Source organism: Rufibacter tibetensis, from assembly GCF_001310085.1.
GTDB classification, from domain to species: Bacteria; Bacteroidota; Bacteroidia; order Cytophagales; family Hymenobacteraceae; genus Nibribacter; species Nibribacter tibetensis.
Genome location: NZ_CP012643.1, coordinates 2,494,591 through 2,517,486, shown reverse-complemented (window position 1 = coordinate 2,517,486; position 22,896 = coordinate 2,494,591). Strand labels below are relative to the sequence as shown.

At 49.3% G+C, this 22,896-nt stretch carries 20 protein-coding genes; 7 read left to right on the top strand and 13 right to left on the bottom strand.

Annotation, left to right across the window (positions count from 1 at the left end):
* Positions 1 to 6 precede the first annotated feature (6 nt).
* The 8 genes from DC20_RS10145 to DC20_RS10110 form a co-directional block, all read right to left on the bottom strand.
* A complete protein-coding gene (locus DC20_RS10145) occupies positions 7 to 1,431 on the bottom strand; it encodes a SusD/RagB family nutrient-binding outer membrane lipoprotein (protein ID WP_071885430.1) in 1,425 nt (474 codons plus the stop codon).
* Positions 1,432 to 1,435: 4 nt separating this feature from the next.
* The gene (locus DC20_RS10140) at positions 1,436 to 4,525 is read right to left on the bottom strand and encodes a SusC/RagA family TonB-linked outer membrane protein (RefSeq protein WP_062543731.1); all 3,090 of its coding nucleotides are present in this window, start codon (positions 4,523 to 4,525) and stop codon (positions 1,436 to 1,438) included.
* A gap of 367 nt (positions 4,526 to 4,892) precedes the next feature.
* On the bottom strand, positions 4,893 to 6,680 hold the full coding sequence (locus tag DC20_RS10135) for an acyl-CoA dehydrogenase family protein (protein WP_062543730.1): 1,788 nt from the start codon (positions 6,678 to 6,680) through the stop codon (positions 4,893 to 4,895).
* 15 nt (positions 6,681 to 6,695) lie between these two features.
* Complete coding sequence (locus tag DC20_RS10130) at positions 6,696 to 7,874, bottom strand: acetyl-CoA C-acyltransferase (RefSeq protein ID WP_062543729.1); 1,179 nt, start codon at positions 7,872 to 7,874, stop codon at positions 6,696 to 6,698.
* Between the two features lie 194 nt (positions 7,875 to 8,068).
* A complete protein-coding gene (locus tag DC20_RS23665) occupies positions 8,069 to 8,236 on the bottom strand; it encodes a GIY-YIG nuclease family protein (RefSeq protein WP_316934524.1) in 168 nt (55 codons plus the stop codon).
* A gap of 72 nt (positions 8,237 to 8,308) precedes the next feature.
* Positions 8,309 to 10,711 (bottom strand): 3-hydroxyacyl-CoA dehydrogenase/enoyl-CoA hydratase family protein, encoded by a 2,403-nt coding sequence (locus tag DC20_RS10120; protein WP_062543728.1) that lies wholly within the window; start codon positions 10,709 to 10,711, stop codon positions 8,309 to 8,311.
* Between the two features lie 123 nt (positions 10,712 to 10,834).
* Positions 10,835 to 11,269, bottom strand: a complete 435-nt coding sequence (locus tag DC20_RS10115; RefSeq protein WP_062543727.1) for a MarR family winged helix-turn-helix transcriptional regulator — start codon at positions 11,267 to 11,269, stop codon at positions 10,835 to 10,837.
* Between the two features lie 288 nt (positions 11,270 to 11,557).
* Positions 11,558 to 13,324 carry an AMP-dependent synthetase/ligase gene (locus tag DC20_RS10110; protein ID WP_062543726.1) on the bottom strand — a complete coding sequence of 589 codons (1,767 nt, stop codon included), beginning with the start codon at positions 13,322 to 13,324 and terminating at the stop codon, positions 11,558 to 11,560.
* A gap of 155 nt (positions 13,325 to 13,479) precedes the next feature.
* On the opposite strand from DC20_RS10110, the gene DC20_RS10100 reads away from it, so the two are divergent.
* The 6 genes from DC20_RS10100 (at position 13,480) to DC20_RS10075 (ending at position 17,862) form a co-directional block, all read left to right on the top strand.
* A complete protein-coding gene (locus DC20_RS10100; RefSeq protein WP_062543724.1) occupies positions 13,480 to 14,628 on the top strand; it encodes a formimidoylglutamase in 1,149 nt (382 codons plus the stop codon).
* A 51-nt stretch (positions 14,629 to 14,679) separates the two neighbouring features.
* Positions 14,680 to 14,910 (top strand): cytochrome b5 domain-containing protein, encoded by a 231-nt coding sequence (locus tag DC20_RS10095; protein WP_062543723.1) that lies wholly within the window; start codon positions 14,680 to 14,682, stop codon positions 14,908 to 14,910.
* Positions 14,911 to 14,963: 53 nt separating this feature from the next.
* Positions 14,964 to 15,815, top strand: coding sequence for an N-acetylglucosamine kinase (locus DC20_RS10090; protein WP_062543722.1), 852 nt, complete (start codon positions 14,964 to 14,966; stop codon positions 15,813 to 15,815).
* Complete coding sequence (gene murQ, locus DC20_RS10085; protein WP_062543721.1) at positions 15,812 to 16,618, top strand: N-acetylmuramic acid 6-phosphate etherase; 807 nt, start codon at positions 15,812 to 15,814, stop codon at positions 16,616 to 16,618. The genes DC20_RS10090 and murQ overlap by 4 nt, the downstream gene beginning before the upstream one ends.
* Positions 16,619 to 16,735: 117 nt before the next feature.
* A complete protein-coding gene (locus DC20_RS10080; protein ID WP_062543720.1) occupies positions 16,736 to 17,137 on the top strand; it encodes a hypothetical protein in 402 nt (133 codons plus the stop codon).
* 158 nt (positions 17,138 to 17,295) lie between these two features.
* Complete coding sequence (locus DC20_RS10075) at positions 17,296 to 17,862, top strand: hypothetical protein (protein WP_062545902.1); 567 nt, start codon at positions 17,296 to 17,298, stop codon at positions 17,860 to 17,862.
* Positions 17,863 to 17,927: 65 nt separating this feature from the next.
* Here DC20_RS10075 and DC20_RS10070 read toward each other — a convergent pair whose 3' ends face one another.
* The 5 genes from DC20_RS10070 to era form a co-directional block, all read right to left on the bottom strand.
* The gene (locus DC20_RS10070) at positions 17,928 to 18,128 is read right to left on the bottom strand and encodes a hypothetical protein (RefSeq protein WP_071885429.1); all 201 of its coding nucleotides are present in this window, start codon (positions 18,126 to 18,128) and stop codon (positions 17,928 to 17,930) included.
* A gap of 53 nt (positions 18,129 to 18,181) precedes the next feature.
* Positions 18,182 to 18,376: a hypothetical protein gene (locus DC20_RS10065; RefSeq protein WP_062543718.1), complete on the bottom strand. Its 195-nt coding sequence runs from the start codon at positions 18,374 to 18,376 to the stop codon at positions 18,182 to 18,184.
* Positions 18,377 to 18,640: 264 nt separating this feature from the next.
* Positions 18,641 to 18,847, bottom strand: a complete 207-nt coding sequence (locus tag DC20_RS10060) for a hypothetical protein (RefSeq protein WP_062543717.1) — start codon at positions 18,845 to 18,847, stop codon at positions 18,641 to 18,643.
* A gap of 68 nt (positions 18,848 to 18,915) precedes the next feature.
* On the bottom strand, positions 18,916 to 20,229 hold the full coding sequence (der, locus tag DC20_RS10055) for a ribosome biogenesis GTPase Der (RefSeq protein ID WP_062543716.1): 1,314 nt from the start codon (positions 20,227 to 20,229) through the stop codon (positions 18,916 to 18,918).
* A 185-nt stretch (positions 20,230 to 20,414) separates the two neighbouring features.
* On the bottom strand, positions 20,415 to 21,305 hold the full coding sequence (gene era / locus DC20_RS10050; RefSeq protein WP_062545901.1) for a GTPase Era: 891 nt from the start codon (positions 21,303 to 21,305) through the stop codon (positions 20,415 to 20,417).
* A 489-nt stretch (positions 21,306 to 21,794) separates the two neighbouring features.
* On the opposite strand from era, the gene hemH reads away from it, so the two are divergent.
* Positions 21,795 to 22,823: a ferrochelatase gene (gene hemH / locus DC20_RS10045; RefSeq protein WP_062543715.1), complete on the top strand. Its 1,029-nt coding sequence runs from the start codon at positions 21,795 to 21,797 to the stop codon at positions 22,821 to 22,823.
* The last annotated feature ends 73 nt before the right edge of the window (positions 22,824 to 22,896 follow it).

The window sequence follows — 22,896 nt, the reverse complement described above, 5'->3', positions numbered from 1 at the left end:
CTGTTTTTATTGAAATAACCATAAAACACTAGTCTGAGTAACACCGGTAGGCAAGCAGGTATTAACCCCTGGCTCCTCATCTGCTAAGTTAGACCGCTGTACCCAAGGGTTTCCCGGCAACTGATTGACGACCGGTTTCTCAAGCCTCGGATACACAGATTGTGCGTATTGGTATCTGCGCATATCGGTCCAGGTTTCTATCTGCATGTACAGGCCCAGGTACTTTTGCAGCATGATATCCTGCAGGGTTAAAGTAGCAGGACTTAGTGCAACCGCCGGATTAGCCATGTAAGCGGTGATCTCTGTTTCAGCTACCCCTACCTTCCTCATACTGGCCTCAATTCCCCTGCGGTAAGCCGCATAAGACTCTGCCCGGTTTGTGTTGAACAATGCTTCTGCTCTGATGAACTGCGTTTCAGCGTAGGTAATAAACAAGATGGGAGCCACGGCACGGGTATGCCAGGAGGTTTGTGTCATGTTCACATTCACGCCAGCTTCTCCTATTAATCTTCCTGGAGTGAGCCCAACGTAATTGGTGTTAGTACCCGTACGAGTCATGTAGATAGGTAAACGTGGGTCAGTCACACCCTGAAATCTGCCGCCCCTGCCACTCAGCAAATCCACTACATATGAACTGGGCTGCATAGGTTTGTTATTGGCATTACCCAAGAACCCAAACCAAGGATTAGGATTCTGCTCCTCATAAACCAACTGTAGGTCATCGGCGTTTGAGGCAAAAGCTGCCGCTGCTTCCTGAGCTGCGGTAGCCAGAGCTGCCGGATCTTTCTCGCTTAAATGCAGGAAGTACCTGGCCCTTACAGCACGTGCAGCTTTTGTCCACTGAGCTAAGTTACCTTTGTAGATGAGGTCATTTTGCACCGTCTGGAAAACGGGTGAGGTAGGCAAAGGCTTGGCTAAATCTGCCAAAGCTTCGTCAAGCAATTTGATAATATGCACCCGATACAGATCCTCCATCTTGTCATAGCAAGGATAAAGGTTGGAGGTACCCTGAAGTGCTTGTGAATAAGGGGCATCTCCAAAGATATCTGCCACCGTCATTAGGTTTAAAGCCAAAAGCGTTTTGGCAATGCCTGAATAATTGAATGCTCCTACGGCTTCAGCTCTGGTGATAATGTCCTGTAGCGTAGGAAAAGCATCGGTATAGAAAGGCAGCCATAATTGATCAAACCCGTAGGGCGTAAACTGCCCAATTGCCTGCCCAGCGAGGTACTGCGGATATTGCACCCCGTACTGGGAAGCCCCAAATTGAGTATTGGCCGTAAACCGCTGGGCTGAGGGAAGCAACGTGGCTACTGTAGCTTGGTCTGCCCCTACTCTACCCGGGTCAGAATTCACGTCCAGCAGATCGCCGCAAGAACCCATCAGTACCATACTCAGGGCAAGGCTTATCGTATAAAGTGTCTTCTTCATAAGATCAAAGAATAACGTTTAAACCAAAATAAATGCTTCTGGTAGCCGGAATGTTGGTGCCCACGTAGCCAAACACGTTGCTACCAGGTCCGTAAGCACTCTGCTCTGGGTCAAAGCCAATGAAAGGCGACATCATCCAGAGGTTGTTACCCGTCACTGAGGCCGTCACATTGGTGAAGGGAGTTTTAGCTAACAAGGTTTTAGGAAGTGAATAGCTTAAACTCACGTTCTGCAAGCGCAGCACACTGGCATCTTGGAAGCCGTTGAACTCTTTGGCCAACCGGTACCGGAACGCCTGGCTATAGAAATTGGGCACGTCAACAACCACGGGGGTAGTATTCTCTTCCCAAACGGGTGCCTCTACCGTACCTCTGTTCACCACCCCGTCAAAAATAACCAAACGGTTACGCAGATCTGTTTCCGCTCCGGTAGGAGCCTCGCCACCGGCAGAGCCGTAGCGCATCCGGCGGTTGATGTCAAATGCCTCGCCTCCTTTCCGGAAGTTGATCAGAAAACTTAAATTAAAGTTTTTGAAGCTGAAGCTGTTGTTCCAGCCCCCCTCAAAATCAGGGAAGGCATTACCAATGTGGGTATCCTGGGCAAGCGGGGTTCCCCGCCAATTGTTGTTCACATCTGGGTATCCGTTCAAAATCACTAACCGACCATGAGCCGGGCTACCAGGGTCATTCACCCGGCTGAGGGCCCAACCATACCAGTCACCAGGCCTGCCACCAGTCTGGATGCGCTGTTTCACCCAAGGCGTTTCTGGCTGAAAAGTAATCACATCCACTCCTTCAGGCATGCTGAGCACTTCGCCCCGCAGGCGGGTAAAATTGAAGATACTGTTCCATCTGAAATTACTGGCTTTGAGCACTTCGGCATCTACTACCAATTCAAAAACCCGGTTCTGGATTTCTCCGGCATTGGCTACATACGTGGAGAAACCAGTAGCCCTACTGGTGGGAATGGGCACAATCTGATCCACTGAGTTCTGGATGGCGTAGTTAGCATCTACTTTAAGCCGGTTACCTAAGAAAGCCAGCTCTAAACCAAACTCTATCCCTTTCGTGCGTTCAGGCCGCAAATTCTCTGAACCAATGGTCTCGCTTCTTCTGATACCCGCAACTCCTAAGAAAGGGGCCAGTGTGCTATAGTAGTTGCCCAGTAAATAAGGGGCTGCATCTTTCCCCACCTCGGCGTAAGAAGCTCTTATTTTTCCGTAATTGAAGAATCTGTTTTGTGAAAGCCCTAACGTTTCACTGAAGATATAAGCCAGACTTACTGATGGATAGAAAAAGGATCTGTTCTGCTCTGGCAAAGTAGAGGACCAGTCGTTCCGGCCTGTCACGTTCAGGAAGACCGTTTCTTTGTAGTTCAGTTTCGCGTCTCCAAAAGCCCCAATGATGTTGCGTTCAGTAGGGAAAGAGCGCACGGTATATTGGCCCAAGTTATTGACACTGTTAAAATCGGGCAGAATAAAGTTTGTACCAGAGCCCGTCACATCAGTGGTGTTGATGGTGGTAATCTGGTTACCAAGTGAAACAGTCAAGCCAAAATTCTCGCTAAGCTGGCGCTCACCGGTAAGCAGTAGGTTGCTGTTGATTTCCTGGTATGTGATGGCCTGTTCAGAAATGCTCCCCCGGCTGGTGGCTGCAATCAACACACTGGGCCGCGTGATGATACGGCGCTGGTTGTTGTAATAGTCAACCCCGGCCCGGTAATCTAGTGAGAGCCAATCAGTGAACTTATAGTTAAGCCCCATGTTCCCGATGACCCGGTTTAAGTCCTCCTCCTGGTACGCATTCTCAGCAAAGAAGAAAGGATTGTCTAACTGAGTGGCGTAGCGCAATTGTGTACCGTCAGGGTTAAGATAATTAGTCATATCCACATCAGGCGCATACCGCGAAGCGTACGAAATCACGCCAGAACCACCTACCCCGCTCCGGGGGTTGATACCGTTGGAGTTGATAAAGTTGGCAGAACCGTCTATCCGCAAACGCTCTGTGGCCTTGAGTGATCCGGTGAGTTTAATGGTGGTGCGGTCAAATTCAGAATTTGGAACAACCCCCGTCTGATCCAGCCTGCCCAAAGACCCATAGAAGGTGGCTTGCTCTGTTCCGCCTGAAACTGAGAAGTTGTTCTGGAACTGGTGCCCGGTATTAAAAACCTGGTCCCATTGATTATAGGTAGGTTCTCCGGCCGGAATGGGCGGACCGTCAGACCGGTAATCAGTTGGGTTATAGATCCCGTTAAAGCCCCGGCCGTATCGCTCCTGCATGGGAGGCGTGCGGTAGACATCGTCAATACTGGCCGAAGTCCGGAAGTTAAAAGTGGTTTTGCCTGCCTGCCCAGATTTGGTGGTGATGATCACAGCCCCGTTAGAGGCCCTGAGACCATACAACGCCGAGGCCGCCGGCCCTTTCAGCACTGAGATGGAGGCAATATCATCTGGGTTGATGTCTGCAAAGCGGTTGGTATTGGAGAAAGTATCACCACCCCGGCCGCCTGTCAGGTCTGTCTGGTTGCTAATCGGGATTCCGTCTACCACAAACAGGGGCTGGTTATTGGCATTAGGATTAAGGGAGTTGATCCCTCTGATCACAATAGTGGCACCGGCCCCAGGCGCACCGCCCGCACTCTGGATGCTTACCCCGGCCACTCTTCCACGCAGGGCATTCAAGGCATTGGGCTGATTTGTCTCCTGAATTAAGCGGCTATCTACCTCCTGCACGGCATAACTAAGAGACCTACGCTCCTGCTCCACCCCGAAGGCGGTTACCACTACCTCGTCTAAAGACCGGGTATCTTCACTCAACCCCACATTGATGGTTTGCTGGTTGCCTACTGGCACTTCCCGGGTTTGGTACCCTATAAAAGAAAAAACCAGCACTGCATTAGTGCCGGTCACAGAGATGGTGTACCGTCCATCTGCATCAGTTGCTACCCCGTTGGTGGGATTGCCCTTTTCCAGAACAGTTACACCCGCAAGCCCTTCGGATGTATTACCAGAAGTAACTCTGCCTGAGACCCTGGTCTGGCCATAAGCCTGTAAACTGCCCATGACCAAGATTAAAATGAATAGATGTTTTATCATAGTAACTAGTTTAAGGTGAGCCTACTAATAGAAAGGTGATACACCTAAGGTATAGAGAGCTTATTTAAAAAGAAACATTATTTCATTAAAAATTTTAATAAATCTATCCTAACCTTTAGCCTTTTCAGAATTGGTAGAAACCTGTAGGAAGAAGAGGGTTACAGAGGTAAAACCCATGCAAGACTACTGATTAAGGAAAGGAAAAATAGACGCATTTAGGTAGATCATCAGACATGCGTCCAGACACGAGCTGCAAGCTCGCGCCAGCGAAAACTGTAAGCATACCCTAGAAAAACAGAAAGCCCCGCTACTTTGGCGGAGCTTTCTGTTTTGGAGGCGTTTTGGCAAAAAGGTGTTAATAACGTAATTAATACACGTACTCGTTTGCTTTGATCAGCTCCGCAGCAACCCGACGACGCGCTTCTTTGGTGTTGAACGGCTCCAGTTTGGTAAAGCGTTTCAAGCCAATCAGCAGTAGTTTCTGCTCGTCACCCGGCTCGGTCATGGCCGCGTTAGCTTCCTTCCCAGCTTTGTTGATACGGTCAGCGGCATCATTGATCACCACGCGCATCATATCCAGTTGACGGGAAGTGGCTTCTTCGCCGTTGCGGCTTACCAGTTTCTCAACCCGCAGCAAAGTAGACTCCGCAATGTAGGTTTGGATGGCCATGTCAGCGATGTACATCAAGATTTCCTGCTCTTTGTCCAGGGTCATCATGAACTTCTGCACGGCGGTTCCGGCAGTCAGCAACACGGCTTTCTTGAATTTGCCAACAGCTTTCTTCTCGTAAGCAAACAGGCTGGTGTCTTCATCCCCGAAATCAGGGATTTCCATTAATTCCTGCTGCACAGCGGCGGCAGGGCCCATCAAATCCAGTTCGCCTTTCATGGCTTTCTTCAAGACCATGTCCACGATGAGCATGCGGTTAATCTCGTTGGTCCCTTCAAAGATGCGGTTGATGCGGGCATCGCGGTAGGCACGGTCCATGGGGTAATCAGCGGAGAAGCCATACCCGCCGTAGATCTGCACGCCTTCGTCCACCACGTAGTCCAGCACCTCAGAGCTGTCCACTTTTAGGATGGCAGCCTCCACGGCAAACTCGCGGGCGGCTTCCAATACAGCTTCGTTGTAGCTTTTCCCAGCGGCCAGCAGTTCCTGCTCTTTGTTGTGGATGTCGTGACCGCAACGGTACAGTGCTGATTCTACCGCAAAAATGCGGATGGCTTGCTCGGCCAATTTATGCCGGATCGCTCCGAATTTGGAGATCGGGATTTTGAACTGGATGCGTTCATTGGCATATTTCACGGATAGATCGGCTACGCTCTTACAAGCTCCCAGACAAGCCGCAGCCAGTTTAATCCGACCGATGTTAAGGATGTTGAAGGCAATCAAATGGCCTTTACCAATCTCACCCAGCACGTTTTCCTTCGGCACTTTGCAATCAGTGAAGAACACCTGGCGGGTGGAAGATCCTTTAATGCCCATTTTGTGCTCTTCATTGCCCAGGCTTAATCCTTCGGCGCCTTTATCTACAATGAAACCGGTGAACTTGTCACCGTCTACCTGCGCAAACACAATGAATACATCGGCGAAGCCAGCATTGGTGATCCACATTTTCTGGCCGTTCAGGATATAGTTATCGCCCTCTACGTCTAGAATAGCTTTGGTTTTGGCGGCCAACGCATCAGACCCGGAACCTGGCTCTGTTAAACAGTATGATGAGGTCCACTCGCCGGTAGTTAGTTTAGGGATGTATTTAGCTTTTTGCTCCTCAGTACCGAAGTACAGAATAGGCAAGGTTCCAATTCCCGTATGGGCTGCAAAAGCTACGGGGAACGAGTGTCCAGGCCCAACAGATTCGGTTACAAGTAAAGACGAGTTGAAGTCCATGTTCAGCCCGCCATATTCTTCTGGAATAGCCACCCCGAACAAGCCCAAATCCCCCGCTTTTTTCATCAGGTCTTCTAATAAGCCTTCCTCGTGGTTGTCCATGCGCTCTACCAGTGGCTGCACCTCTGCCTGCACAAACTGCTGGGCTGTTTCAGCCATCATGCGCTGTTCCTCAGAGAAATCCTCCGGAATGAAAACGTCCTGGGCGTTGGTCTCCTTGATAATGAACTCCCCGCCCCTTAATGTTCTGCTTACAGTTTCCATATATTTAGATGCTGTTTATTTTAAAAATTCGTAAATCCCTGCCACACCCTGTCCACCGCCTACGCAGGCCGTCACCATGCCGTATTTCTTGTTTTCGCGACGCAAATCACTGAAGAGCTGCACGCTCAATTTGGCCCCGGTACAGCCTAGTGGGTGACCTAAGGCGATGGCGCCTCCGTTCGGGTTCAGTTTGTCTGGATCAATGCCCAGTTCTCGCATCACCGCAATGGACTGTGACGCGAATGCTTCGTTCATTTCAATGATGTCGATGTCCTGCAGATTCATGCCGGCATTTTTCAACGCGCGCGGAATAGCTTTTACTGGCCCCATACCCATGATGCGCGGATCCACTCCCTCGGCAGCGTAAGACACCAGACGAGCAATCGGCTCAATGTTCAGCTCTTTCACCATGCGCTCACTCATCACAATCACGAAGGCTGCTCCGTCTGAAGTTTGGGAAGAGTTACCGGCAGTTACACTTCCGTTGGCAGCAAACACCGGCCGAAGTTTGGCCAGTTTCTCCAAAGACGTATCAGCACGCGGACCTTCATCCGTGTCTACCACGTAGGAGCGGGTTTTCTTTTTACCGTTCTCATCCAGGAAAGTCTCTTCCACGTTGATAGGCACAATCTGGTCTCTGAACCGGCCTTCCTCAATGGCCCGGATGGCTTTCTGGTGCGAAGCATAGGCAAAGGCATCCTGGTCTTCACGGCTTACTTTGAAATCATGCGCCACTGCTTCGGCAGTCAAACCCATGCTCAGGTAATACTCTGGGTGCTCTTTCGCGATTTTGTAGTTAGGGGAGGTTTTCCAGCCCACCACAGGCACCAAACTCATGGACTCCGCGCCTCCGGCAATGATACAATCGGCCATGCCAGACTGTATCTTGAAAGATGCGGTAGCGATGGTCTCTATCCCTGAGCCGCAGTAACGGTTCATGATGGCGCCGGGCACGTTGATGGGCAAGGACAAGAGAGAAATCATGCGTCCCATCTGCAGGCCTTGCTCCGCCTCGGGCACTGCGTTTCCTACCAGAAGGTCGTCAACTCGGGCGGGGTCTAATTGCGGCACCGAGGCCAGCAGATGTTTGATCACATCGGCGGCTAAATCATCGGGCCGGGTAAACCGAAATACTCCGCGGGGCGCTTTTCCCACGGCGGTTCTGAATCCGGCAACTATATAGGCAGTTTGCATTTTCTTTTCTGTTTTTGAGGTGTTTTAATAAAATCTCCCACTTTGCCATCCTGAAAGAACCTTGTGGGCGAACTGCAATTAGCTGGCTATGTACAGAAAACTCATCTTCGGGTTCATTGATTTTATCAACGTTTCTTTTGCTTCCCGTCCCATCAGCTTAATTTCCTTTTCTCTGTCTATAGCCTGCTCCACATTTATATAACGTTCATAATACAACAACTTGTAGCAGCAATACTTTCCGGCTTTCCCCGGTTGTCTTTGTGCTGCTGCAACCGCACTTCCAGATCATTTGTCACTCCTGTATAAAGAACAGTTTTGCCGGGATTACAGATGACGTAGACAAAGTAGTTATGGTCTTTCATAGCTTCTGCTTGTCTAGTTCGCCCACAAGGTCCTTTCAGGATGACAAATCAAGAAGAGGCGGTTCCCCTTCCCTAATTCCGCAGGGGCTTACCGGTGGTCAAGATGCTCTTGATGCGTTCCAAGGTCTTGCGCTCACCGCATAGACTCAGGAAGGCTTCGCGCTCTAGATCCAACAGGTATTGCTCTGATACCTCAGACGGCATGGACAGGTCTCCGCCGCACATCACGTAAGCCAGCTTCTCAGAAATTTTACGGTCATGTTCTGAGATGAAGCCGGCCGCGTGCATGGCGTGGGCACCTGTGATGAACATCCCTAAACCACCGCGGCCTTGCACCTTGATGTTGGTCTTTGGCGTAGGTCTAGTGTACCCGGCTTCTGCGAGGAGAATGGTTTCGGCTTTGGCTTCGGCGAGCTGACGGTTGGTGTTGAGGGTGATGCCGTCGCCGTGGCGCATAAAGCCAAGGTCGTACGCTTCGGCGGCTGAGGTGGAGACTTTAGCCGTACCAATGGTCATGAACACGTTCCGGAGCGAGTTGTATTCGGTATCACCTTCTTCGTAGGCGGCTGAGGTGCGCAAGGTCATTTCTTTTGTTCCGCCACCGCCCGGGATCAAGCCTACACCAAATTCTACCAAGCCAATGTAAGACTCGGCGGCTGCCTGTACTCTGTCGGCATGTAGGCACAGCTCACAACCACCACCTAGTGTCAAGCCGTGCGGCGCCGCCACTACCGGAATGGCCGAGTAACGCATACGCATCATGGTGTTCTGGAACTGCTTGATCATGAGGTTGAGCTCATCGTAGTCTTGGTCCAGGGCGTACATGAACACCAAGCCTAGGTTCGCTCCGGCAGAAAAGTTAGCGGCCTCATTGCCCACTACCACGCCTCTGAAGCTCTGCTCGGCTAGATCAATGCCTTTGTTCAGCCCTTGGATGATCTCACTGCCCATGGCGTTCATTTTGGAGTGAAACTCCACGTTCAGGATACCGTCGCCTAAGTCAATTATGGAGCAACCGGCATTTTTCCAGACAACGTTGGTGCCGCGCAGTACATCCAGCAGCACGAAATGTTCGGTCCCCGGAATCTGGCGGTAATCTTTGGTGAGCAGGTCATAGTACTGGCGCTGGTGGTTCTGGCTGCGATAGAAGGTTTCATGGCCCGTTTCCAGCATCTCGTAAATCCATTCGGCTGGTTTGTAACCGGCGGCTTCCATGGCTGAAACGGTTTCTCGTACCCCAAGGGCATCCCAAGTTTCAAATGGCCCGATTTCCCAACCGAATCCAGCACGCATGGCATCATCAATGCGGTAAAGTTCGTCGGAGATTTCAGGAATGCGGTTGGTAACATATTGAAATAGGCCGTACGAAGTCTCTCTAAAGAAATCGCCGGCTTTGTCTTGGGCTTGGCTAAACGCTTTGAGGCGCTTGCGCAGGTCTTCAATAGGCTTGAGCGTTTCCATGCTCTGGAACCTAACTTTCTGCTTAGGTCCGTATTCCATGGTATTCAGGTCCAGCGTCAGGATCTCGGTGGCCCCTTCAGGAGTCTTGGTTTTCTTGTAGAAGCCTTGCCGCGTTTTATCACCCAGCCAGTTTCTTTCCAACATCTGCTGAATGTAGGCAGGCAGTTGGAACAGGTCACGCTTTTCATCCGTTTCAACGGTGTGGTATAAGCCTTGTGCTACTTTGGCCAGTGTATCTAGACCCACCACATCTGAAGTCCGGAAGGTGGCAGATTTAGGCCGACCTACTACCGGGCCTGTTAAGCGGTCTACCTCGTCCACGTTCAGGCCCAGTTTCTCCATGACGTGCAGCACCTGCATGATGCCATAAATGCCTACCCGGTTCGCGATGAACGCGGGGGTGTCTTTGGCTAGCACTGTAGTTTTGCCCAGGTACAGGTCGCCGTAGTTTAAGAGGAAGTTGATGACTTCCGGATCAGTCTCCTCTGTGGGGATGATCTCCAGCAGCTTCAAATAACGTGGAGGGTTGAAGAAGTGAGTTCCGCAAAAGTGTTTTCTGAAATCATCGGAACGGCCCTCCAGCATTAAGTGGATGGGAATACCTGATGTGTTGGAGGTGATTAAAGTGCCCGGCTTCCGGAACTGCTCCACTTGGCTAAACACACTTTGCTTTATTTTCAGGTTTTCTACCACTACCTCAATGGTCCAGTCGCAGGTAGCAATGGAGGGTAGGTCATCATCAAAGTTCCCGGTCTGAATGAGCCGGGCATCAGTTTTACGGTAAAGGGGGGCTGGGTTAGAATTAATGGCCGTTTGCAGCGCGGTATTCACTATGCGGTTGCGCACCAGTTTATTCTCCAAGGTAAGGCCTTTGGCTTCTTCCTCGTGCAGCAACTCACGCGGCACCATGTCTAATAACAGCACCTGCACGCCAATGTTAGCAAAGTGGCAGGCAATGCGCGAGCCCATAATGCCCGAGCCTAACACCGCCACCTTTTTAATGATTCTCTTCATAGTTACTCTGTTTTAGTATCAAGATGTGCGTAGCACGAATTTCCTTTTCAGGTTCAGTTTGCAGGCTGTTTTAGAAAAATTGCCTAGAAACCGATTGGGCCAGCTGCTCCGGTACTCAAGGCATCAAAACACTTTCTTTGACTCAATGATATCATTGATCTGCCCCACCACCTGGAAGAATACCTGCAGTTGGCTTTCGGGGATCAGGTCACGCACCTTCTGGTTGAACTGCCGAACCGTGACCCTACTCACCTCCCGCTTTTCCAGACCGAGTTCTGTGAGTAAAATCCTGACGGAGCGTTTATCCTGCTCATCGGCTACTTTGTAGATAAGGCCTTTTTCTTCCATGCTTTTCAGGATGCGGGTAAGGCTTCTGGCCTCTAATCCTAAAAGCGGCGCAATCTTGGTGGCAGGCGTGCCTTTCTCAGGGTCAATGTTCAGCAGCACAAACCCGATAGACGTGGTAATGTCATTCTTCACCGCCTGGGTGTTGTACATGCGTGCGATGGCGTGCCAACATACTTTGATATTATAGTCAACCGTCTCGTTTGCTTTCATGTGGTGTATATGTCTCTTACCAAATTTAGAAAAAAATGTTATGCTTGCATACTATAAACAAATAATTTTATAATTCCTTAACAAAGAACCCTTCTATCACAAATACTGCTTATTGCGAGCACATTTATGGTCAGTTGATTATCACAATGCTAATCATCCTCCATTTATAGTTTATTATAACTTTACTATTTAAAGGCTCTTTTCTTAAAAACAGGACCTAAACCAGCCTAGTGTAAAACAGAAGGGGAGACACATATCTGCGTCTCCCCCTTCTGTTTTACACGTGCCTTAAGCAGTGCGATATAAGCTGTCAATTAACTCACGATAGTTGGTGGTGATGACCTTACGCTTGATGCTGAGTTTAGGGGTCATTTCCCCGGTTTCAACGCTCCAGAGTTTAGGCAGCAGCACAAACTTTTTGATTCGCTCGTATTGCGCCAAATGCTCGTTCATGCGGTCTACTTCCTTCTGGAATTTAGCTATCACCTCAGGCTTCTTGATCATTTCCTCATCGGTAGAGTAAGGAACATTGCGGATACGGCACCACTCTTTTAATCCTTCATAGGCTGGGACAATCAAGGCAGAAGGGAATTTTTCGCCTTCGCCTACCACCATCACCTGCTCCACCACCAAAGACTCTTTCAGTTTATTTTCAATTAACTGAGGCGCTATGTACTTACCGCCAGAGGTTTTGAACATCTCTTTCTTGCGGTCAGTAATTTTGAGGAACTTGCCTTCTACCAGTTCGCCAATGTCTCCGGTATGGAACCAGCCGTCTGGGTCAATTACTTCGGCGGTCAGGTCAGGGCGTTTGTAGTAGCCCACCATCACGCTCTCAGAACGGGTAAGGATTTCACCGTCTTGGGCTATCTTGATTTCCACGTTGTTGATAGCGGGACCAACGGTGCCGATGACGTTGTTCTCCGGCTCATAGCGGTTCACGGCAATTACCGGTGACGTTTCAGTTAGACCGTAACCTTCCATGATCCGGATGTTAGCTCCCCAGAACACGCGGGCCAACCGTGGTTGCAAGGCTGCTCCACCAGACACAATCACTTTTACGTTTCCGCCTAACGCATCCTGCCATTTAGAGAAGATAAGCTTACGGGCCAGTTTCAACTGTGTGTCATACAGGAAGCCCGGCGAGGTGCGGGTGTCGTATTTCTGGCCAAGCGCTAACGCCCAGAAGAACAACCCTTTTTTCACGCCGGTCAACTCTCCCCCCTTAGCCACAATTTTGTCATACACTTTTTCCAGCAGGCGCGGCACGGTCACAAAGATGTGCGGTCCTACTTCCCTGAGATTATCGCCCACTTTTTCAATACTCTCAGCAAAATAGATAGACACCCCCACTGAGAAGTAGATGCAAGACACCATGCGCTCATAGATATGGCAAAGCGGCAAGAAGCTCAAGGCCCGGTGCTCCTGGTTCACCGGCACAAACGGCTTCACATTGGTGAAGTTGCTCACCAGGTTGTTGTGCGAGAGCATTACCCCTTTAGGAGCGCCGGTAGTACCAGAGGTATAAATAATGGAAAGCAGGTCATTAGGAGTAACGTCTGCTTTGTAGGGTTCCAGAGTAGCCGGGTCTTCGCCATCGGCTAGTTGCAGCAGCTCAGACCAGTGCTTGGCGCCGGGTACGCGGTCAAAGGTATAGATCTCCTGCACTCCCGGAAGATCAGCAACGGCTTCTTTTACTTTGTTGTACAGGTCCTCCGTAGAGACCAGAATCAGTTTGGCCTCAGAATCTTTCAGGATGTACCGGTAATCTTCCACCGTAATGGTAGGGTACAACGGCACGCTTACGGCACCGGTTTGCTGAATGCCATAGTCAGAAAAAGTCCACTCCGGGCGGTTCATGGAGATAAGCGCCACTTTGTCGTCTTTCCTGATCCCAGACTTGATCAGCGCAAGGCTCAACCTGTTGGCTGTATCCAGCACTTGCTGAGTACTGTACTTCACCCATTCTCCATTGATTTTTGCGGCCAGGCAGTCTGGTTGCGGAAACTGCTGTAACTGGTTGGTTAATAAATCAAAAACCCGGGTTACTTTCATAAATTCTTCTCTCTAAGTTGTTTGTTCGGTTAATATAATGCAAAATACCATTAAAAAAAACAAAACAGGCCTGCGTCTCTTTCGCCATTTTGTTAAAAATGCTTCTTTCTAATGGCTTATAAATACCTAAATTTGATTTTTGCCACACGCCCTGCATGAACCTTTCCATTTTCTTTGAGCCCCTTCCAGAAGATCAATTCGGGTACCCAGAAAACCCTAAATCAGTGGGAGGCTACCTTGCCCCTTTTGTTCACTCTTTTCCAGATTGGCGCTCTGCCGAAGTGGTGCTCATTGGGTTACCGGAATACCGTGGCACCACAGGCGCAACGGACCTTACCTACCAGGGTCCCAACAAAATACGCCAGGAACTATACCGCCTTCTAAAAGGCACAGGCCCCTGGCTAGTCATGGATTTAGGCAATCTGCTGCCGGGCATCTCTCTGGAAGACACGTACCTGCGCCTGAAAGAAGTCATAGAAATATTGGTAGACGCGGGCAAATTCCCTATCCTATTAGGGGGATCACACGACTTAACTTACGGGCAGTTTCTTGGATACGAACACCTGTCTGAGACGGTTCACCTAGTCATGGTGGATAGCCAGTTGGACATGGCCGATGTGGAAGGAACTACCCCTGACCAAAACCACCTGCACCGCATTCTGCTGCATGACCCCAACTACCTTTCCGGGTTCAGCCATTTGGCCCACCAAACCTATCTCACTGATAATTCAACCCTTGCGGCTTTGGAGAAGCTGCATTTTGAACTGTTCAGGGTAGGGCAAGTACGCCAGCAGATGCAGGAAATGGAACCCATCATCCGGCAAGCTAACCTGATCAGTTTTGATGTTTCTGCCATTCGGTTCCAGGATGCTCCCGGTCAGGAACAGGCTAATCCTTTCGGGCTTACCGGCGAAGAGGCTTGCCAACTGTGCTGGTACGCTGGCCAGAATAACCAGTTAAGCTCTTTCGGGTTGTACGGCTACCGCCCTGAATTTGACCACCGCAACCTAACGGCCACTACCTTGGCCACCATGGTCTGGTACACCATTGAAGGCTTTTACCAGCGGCAGAACAACCTAGACTTCCATAGCAACCAATTCCTGAAGTTTTCAGTGGGTTTCCATGACAATCCTAACAAGATGCTTTTCTACAAAAACCGCCAGACCGAAAAGTGGTGGATGCAGGTAGACGACCTCTCCGGCCAGAAACCACCTTTGATTGTCCCCTGCAGTTACCAAGACTACCTCACTGCCGCAGACGGCGAAGTACCCAACCGCTGGATATTAATTCAAGGCAGGTTCTGAACCCAAAACCTCTGCACCAACTCAACTAGCATCAAACCTACTCAGCAAATCATGCAAGAATACACCCGCGCGCAGTTGGCTCTCAGGAACGGACAGGACCGAGATGAAATTTGGGTGGCGTACAAAGGCGAGATCTATGACGTGACCAAATCAAGGCTGTGGCGGCGCGGCAATCATTATGAGCATTGGGCCGGGCAGGATTTAACCGAAGAGCTAGCCGATGCCCCGCATACAGAGTATGTCTTCGATAAGTTTTCCGTTATAGGAATTCTAAAAAAATAGCTCTTCTTTGACCAGTTTTTCAGAGATTTGACACAGGTTTTTCAACTACCCATATGATTCTCATTGCTGACAGTGGTTCTACGAAAACCGCCTGGCGTATCATAGACACCGAGGGCGTAGTCGCGCAAGCCCATACCATAGGATTCAATCCGTACTACCAGGATGGCCCTCAGATTGCCGAGACAATTCGCGAAAGCCTGCTTCCGCAATTGACCGGGTATGCTCCCAAGGAAATTCATTTTTACGGGGCTGGTTGCAGTGCCCCAGACAAACAGGCCCTGGTAGCCTCAGCAATCTCCAGCAACTTTCCTGAGGCAACCGTGCACGTGCACCATGATCTGGAAGCGGCGGCCCGCGCCTTGTGCGGCCACGAAGAAGGCATCGCCTGTATTCTGGGCACTGGTTCTAACTCCTGTCTATATGACGGCGAAAAGATTGTGCAGAACGTGCCTAACCTGGGGTTCATTTTAGGTGATGAAGGTAGTGGCGGGTACATGGGCAAACTTCTGGTTCAGGCGTTCCTGAACCAGGAACTTCCGGCAGACGTGCACGAGGCGTTCATGGCCCGGTATAACACAACCCGTGATGAGATAGTAGACCACGTATACCGTAAGCCGTACCCTAACCGGTACATTGCCACGTATGCCAAGTTTCTTTTTGACCATCAGAAACACCCATTCATTTACGAGTTGATTTGCCGCTGTTTTGCTGACTTTTTTGAAAAAACGGTCATTAAATACCCAGACTACCAACAGAAAAAAACCCACTTTGTAGGCTCTATCGCTTTCTACTTTGGAGACATCCTGAAAACAGTAGCCCAGAAATACAGCATTAACGTAGGTCAGATATTAGAGAGTCCTATTGCAGGTTTGAGCCTGTATCACCAACAGAACATAACGGTATGAGCACTACAGAAACTCCCTCTCACTACAACCACCTTGAGCACATGAGCGTGCTTGAGTTACTGACCAACATCAACAAAGAAGATAAAACGGTGCCTTTGGCCGTAGAGAAAGCTATTCCGCAGTTAGAGCGACTTGTGGAAGCCACGGTGGCCAAAATGAAAGAAGGCGGTCGCCTGTTCTATATTGGGGCAGGTACCAGCGGCCGCTTGGGCGTGGTAGATGCCTCTGAGTGCCCTCCTACGTTTGGGGTTCCGTTTGACATGGTCATTGGTATTATGGCGGGCGGTGACACGGCCATCAGAAAAGCGGTAGAGTTTGCCGAGGACGATGACCAGCAAGCCATCAGAGACCTGGACGCTTACGGCGTGAACGAGAAAGACGTGGTAGTAGGCATAGCGGCATCGGGCAGAACGCCGTATGTGATTGGCGGTTTGCAGGCCTGCAATGAGCGCGGCATTACCACCGGCTGCATTGTGTGCAACGCAGACAGCAAAGTAGCGGCTGTGGCTAAATTCCCGGTAGAGGTAGTGACCGGACCTGAGTTCTTAACCGGCAGCACCCGCATGAAAGCCGGTACCGGGCAGAAGCTGGCCTTGAACATGCTCACTACTTCCACCATGATCCAATTGGGCCGAGTGAAAGGAAACAAAATGGTAGACATGCAACTCACGAACCATAAACTGGTAGACCGGGGCGTACGTATGATCATGGAAGAACTGAACATCTCTGAAGAGAAAGCCAAAGAATTGCTGGACTTACACGGCAGCGTTCGGTCAGCTATCACTTCTATCGGGAGCCACTAATTTATCATAGATCAGAAGCAGCTTAAATTTCAGGTCATGAAATTAGATACTTGCTTTTTTAGGCCAAGCATACATATCTTTTTAAGATACGTGTGCCTGGCCTCCATTCCCTTCTTAATGCTAGTCTTTGCCTTTGCAGTAACTACAGGCAATTTCTTTACCCATGAAGACTTAATCTGGAAAATTTCATTGGCCTTTTATCCACTAGGCATTGCTACTGGTCTTGCCATTGGTACTAGGCAGTATAACCTGACCATTAATGACGTTGATAACCTCCTAGAACTGAACGACTGGGTGATGGATTACCTGGCCAAGGCTTGGTATAAAATCCAAAGTTCCAATACACAATCCATCACGCTGATCTCCCAGAAAGCAGGTAAACGATTGCTGCGCCGTCTGTTCCCTTCAGAATCAATCACCATTAATAGCGTTAACCATACCCTAAGCATTTCAGGGCCCTACAGAACCGTACATGAAGTTGAGGCTAAATTAAAGTTCGGGAAAGTCTCAGTCAGATAGTTTAGTTCACTGTTCTTGTTTTCTGCCTGACTTTATAAAAAGGCTATATAAACAACCCTACAAGATTCGCTGGTTAACAGCAAATCTTTTTTATGCCCTTCTGCCATCCTTCGCCGCTGTTTCTCCGTTATGCAATTCTGCAATCACTCTTTATTGCCATGCATACTATTGAGCCCTTTTACAATTGGATAGAAGCCTACTCGGCTTCAGAAGATGAACGATCGCCGCTTTACGGGGCTGAAAACAATGAACTGGAGTACATCAATACCATTTACGGGTACTACATACACCCGCAATGGGACGACATTGATTCTGAGACCCTCTTCATTAAGATTCTGTACGTAGATTACCACGACAACTATGCCATCATTGAATTCATAGGCGAGTGGAATGATACGCTGAACAACGACATCATGTCTTTGAAGCGCAACATCTTAGACTTGATGGTTGGCGAGGGCATTAAGCACTATATTCTCATTGGCGAGAACGTTTTCAATTTCCACGGCTCAGACGATGCCTATTATGAGGAGTGGTTTGACGATGTGGAAGAAGGCTGGATTGCAGGCATCGGGTTCCAGGATTTTGTGGTGCAGGAGATGCAGCAGTACCACCTGGATTACTACATCAACTTTGGTGGGGGCTTGGACAAGATTCCGTGGCGCACTCTTTCACCTCCGCAGCTTTTTATGGTGGTGAACAGCCTTATCCAGAAACGGTTAGCGTAAACAAACCCAAAAGAAGAGGGCACCTTTACAAAGGTGCCCTCTTCTTTTGGGTAAAAACAGATTCGTTAATTATTTGACCTGTTGCCGGTTTCTTCTACTTCCTCTTCCACTTCTTCGGCACCTTCCTCAATTTCATCACCTGCTTCTTCTCCGGCGTCTTCTACTTCTTCAGTAGCTTCCTCGCCACGGTTTTCAGATGCATTGTTGCAGGAACCAAAGGTCATCATTCCTGCAGCCAAGATCATTACAAAGAGTGTCTTTTTCATAGTTTTATTTTGTACGTGAAAAGCATTCGCTTCCTAAAAGGCTAAGGAAGCTCCTATTTTGGGTCAACTTCGTCAATGCTGTCTTTGGCTTCTCTGGCCTGCTCTGCCAAAGTAGAATCACCAGCCATTTCAGCGTGCAGTTCTACCTTCTCAGCCTGGTCTTCCATGTGATTTTCTTTTTTAGAATCACATGCATAGAAGCTTAAAGAACCACTAAGTAGCGCAAATAGAAACAGTATCTTTTTCATAGTTTTATTTTGTCTGAACGGGAAATCTATCTTTCTCTTTCTTTCACCTACACCTGTTGTGGGGCCGCAAAAGAAGGAGTTACGTTTCTTTTGGGTAGTGTACGCATGTATGGAAGAATGGATATATTTTCAGGGAAAGATATAGGCACAATGCAATCACATTCTTTTTAAACGACTAAGGCGCAGGCCGTTCCTGAAGTACATCAGGGCCAACCCACGCCTTGTCATAAAAAATAAAAACCTCTGGTTCTTATAAGCTCTCGCTTAGTTTGTTCCAGTAGTATCAGCAGAAAGGGAATCCGTTTTGTAAGCGGCGGTATCAATAGGAGCGGCAGTTGTTTCAGCAATATCTGTTGCATTAGCAGCCTCTTCTAAGGTAGTAGCAGAGGAAGTTTCCTGCGATTGGTTTGCCTCACAGGCAGAAAAAACCAACATTACTGCTGCTGCCACTACTGGGAAAACGGTTCTCATAAGCGTTACTAAAAGTTAGGGTTATGTGGGGATAAAGTCGCGAAGAAAGAAACAAAAGACCTGGCTTCTTATTTCTTTCTGAACACTAAGTTAATGGGCACGCCTTCAAAACCAAAATGTTCGCGCAAGCGGTTCTCCAGATAACGGGTGTAAGACTCTTTGATATACTGCGGCAGGTTGCAGAAAAACGCGAACGTAGGCGTATTGGTAGGCAACTGCGTCACATACTTAATCTTCACGAATTTGCCTTTGATAGACGGCGGCGGGTAGCGCTCAATCTCCTTCAGCATGGAATCGTTCAGCTTAGAGGTTGGAATCTTCATGGAGCGGTTTTCGTGCACCTGAATGGCCGTCTCAATGGCTTTGTGTACGCGTTGCTTCGTAAGCACCGAGATAAACACGATAGGCGGATACGCAATAGGCGCAATCTTCTCCCGGATGGCATTCTCCATGTCGCGCATAGTATTGGTTTCTTTTTCTACCAGGTCCCACTTATTCACCAGAATCACCAGACCTTTACGGTTTTTATCGGCGAGGCCGATGATGTTCATGTCCTGGGCTTCAATTCCGCGGGTAGCATCCAGCATTACAATGACCACATCACTTTCCTCCAGCGCACGCACAGACCGCAGCACTGAGTAAAACTCAATGTCTTCGTGTACTTTGCTTTTCTTCCGGAGCCCGGCGGTGTCTACAATGATAAACTCCTTGCCAAACGCGTTATAGTGCGAGTGAATAGAATCACGGGTGGTGCCGGCAATATCGGTTACGATGTTGCGCTCCTCGCCCAAAAGCAAGTTCACAAACGATGATTTACCCACATTAGGTCTACCTACCACCGCAATGCGCGGAATACCAGCCTCTGGGTTTTCAATCCCTTCTTCCGGGAAGTGCTTTACCACCTCATCTAACAACTCTCCCGTGCCGGAGCCGTTTTGGCTGGAAATAGGAAAAATCTCTCCTTCAAAACCTAAGGCGTAAAACTCGCCGGCCAGGTGACCGCGGGTATGCGTATCGGCTTTGTTCGCGACAATGTACACCGGCTTGTCAGTGCGACGCAATACATCGGCAAACTCCTGGTCCAAACCAGTAATTCCGGCATCCACGTCTACCATAAACAGGATCACATCGGCTTCTTTGATGGCCAACTCCACCTGCTTTCTGATCTCTTCTTCAAAAATGTCATCTGACCCGCGCACGTATCCGCCGGTGTCAATAACGGTAAAGTACTTGCCTGTCCAGTTGCCGTGGCCGTAGTGGCGGTCACGCGTAACGCCGCTCTCATTGTCCATGATGGCTTTGCGGTGTCCTACTAAACGGTTGAACAGGGTTGATTTGCCCACGTTGGGGCGTCCTACAATGGCGATTGTATTTTGTGCCATATCAATTGGAATGTGCGTTTTGAGGCTCCTTTTCGGGAATCGCTCCCAAAACGCGGGTTAAACCTGCGGTATCGCCTTCGTGGCGCCGCTAGGGAATTTTGTTAGATGTTAGTAGTTGGATTGTAGATGCTAGACTTACATAAATTCTTTCGTCTAACATCTAGTATCTAACTACTAGCATCTAGTTAAATGCTGTTATAGCCGAAACGGTCCAGAAGACGTTTGTCGGCGCGCCAGTTCTCGTTCACGCGCACGTACAGATCCAGGAACACTTTCTTCTGGAAGAACTCCTCCATGTCAATGCGGGCCTGGGTACCAACTTTCTTGAGTGCCGCGCCTTTGTCACCGATCACAATGCCTTTCTGGCTTTTGCGCTCTACACTGATTTCGGCGCGCATCCTGATGATGGTTTCGTCTTCCTTGAACTCTTCAATGACTACTTCACAGCTGTAAGGAATCTCTTTTTTGTAATTCAGGAAAATCTTTTCGCGGATCATCTCAGCCGCAAAGAAACGCTCAGGCTTGTCGGTTAGTTCATCTTTGGGATAATATGCCGGGTGCTCGGGCAACAAATCCAGAATCTTCTGGAACACGCCAGGGGTACCCTGGCTGTGCAGCGCTGAAATGGCCATGTATTCCTGCGCCGGAAGCTGCTCTTTCCAGTACTCTATTTTGGCAACTACCTCTTCCTGCGTAGCCTGGTCAATTTTGTTGATGAGCAGCAGAATGGGGGCTTTGGCTTTGCGCAGACGCTCTACCACTTCGCTCTCGTCGTGCTTCTCGTAAATGTCAGTTACAAACAAGATGACATCAGCATCTTCCAAAGAAGCATGCACGAAACGCATCATGGACTCATGCAGCTCGTACTGTGGTTGAATGATGCCGGGTGTATCTGAGTACACAATCTGGAAATCCTCTGAGTTGAGAATCCCCATGATGCGGTGACGGGTGGTCTGGGCTTTTGAGGTGATAATGGACAGTTTTTCGCCTACCATCACGTTCATCAAGGTAGACTTGCCTACGTTAGGCTTCCCGATGATACTTACAAACCCTGCCTTGTGCGGCTTCTCTGCCATTTTATTCACCTCCATTTTAAACAATTTGCAAAGGTAACGCTTTTTAATGAGTTCTGAATCAGGAGTTCAAAGACTACCCTTCTGCTTACGATGCCTCTGGAGTTACGTTTATGGCTCATTCTCAGGAAAACAGCTCCAAAATGACATTCAAATCTAACGCTGGCACGAGCCAGAGGCTCGTGCCAGCAAGCATATTAACTTTTCCCAAGGCAAGTTTATCAATCAGGAATACATGTGGACACGAACCGGAGGCTCGCACCAGCACATGTTTGCGTCTTAGTTTTAAGGGAAGCAATCAAGAATTTGAAACATTTACCCTCCATTCGCACTTAGTAGGTTCAAGGCCGTTTTGAAGAAAACAAGCCTGAAACCGAAGCACCTTTCTCTATACCTCATTGGTATTATCTATAGGAAAATGATGGAGATCATCTATTTGGCTCGTGTCAACTGCTTCTCAAATCCGTATCTTTGCAGCTCAATTGAAAGCGTATGAAAAGTGGAGCCACTGGCAAAACAGGAGTATTATTAGTGAACCTCGGCACGCCGGACTCTCCCAGCGTACCGCACGTGCGCAAATACCTGCGCGAATTTTTATTAGACAAACGGGTGCTGGACATTGCCGCACCTTCCAGATACATGCTGGTGAATGGGGTTATTGCACCGTTCCGGGCACCTAAATCAGCGAAGATCTATGCCCAGTTGTGGACCGAGCGTGGCTCTCCCCTGCTGTTTCACGGCCTGGACTTGCAGCGGTTGGTGCAGGAGAGGCTTGGAAAAGATTACCACGTGGCCTTTGGCATGCGGTACCAGAGCCCCAGCATTGAGAACGCTTTGAAGGAATTGCAGGAGAAAGTGGTGGACCGCATTGTGGTGTTGCCTTTGTTTCCGCAGTATGCCTCGGCTAGTACGGGCTCTGTGCAGGAAAAGGTGATGGAGATTGTGAGCAAGTGGGAAGTGATTCCTGATCTCAAGTTCATCAGCACGTTCTGCAATCACCCGGGCTTCATTGGCACCTTCGCCGAAATTGCGCGTGCCCACATGGCCAAACGCGAGTATGACCACGTGGTATTCAGTTACCATGGTTTGCCGGAGCGACAGATTCTGAAAGCGAGTACCAAAGGATATTGCCAGCTAGGTGCTTGCTGCAACACGTACCACAGCCGCAACCGCTATTGCTACCGAGCCCAATGCTTTGAGACCTCACGGCAATTGGCTAAAGCGTTGAACATACCTGAGGATAAATACACCGTGTCGTTCCAGTCGCGCTTGGGCAAAGATCCTTGGTTACAACCCTACACCGATTTTATCTTGAAAGACTTGGCTGCGGCTGGCGTAAAAAGTGTCTTGGCGTTCAGTCCGGCGTTTGTGGCCGATTGCCTTGAGACTACCATTGAAGTAGGCAAGGAATTCAAGGAAGAATTTGAGGCTGCGGGCGGTGAGCACTGGCAATTGGTAGAAAGCCTGAACACGCATCCTTTATGGATAGATGCCGTGACACAGATGGTGCAGGAAGCTTAGATTAGCATCACGTAGCACAATAACAAAACCCATAAAAGAAGAAGCCCCGGCGTGTGCCGGGGCTTCTTCTTTT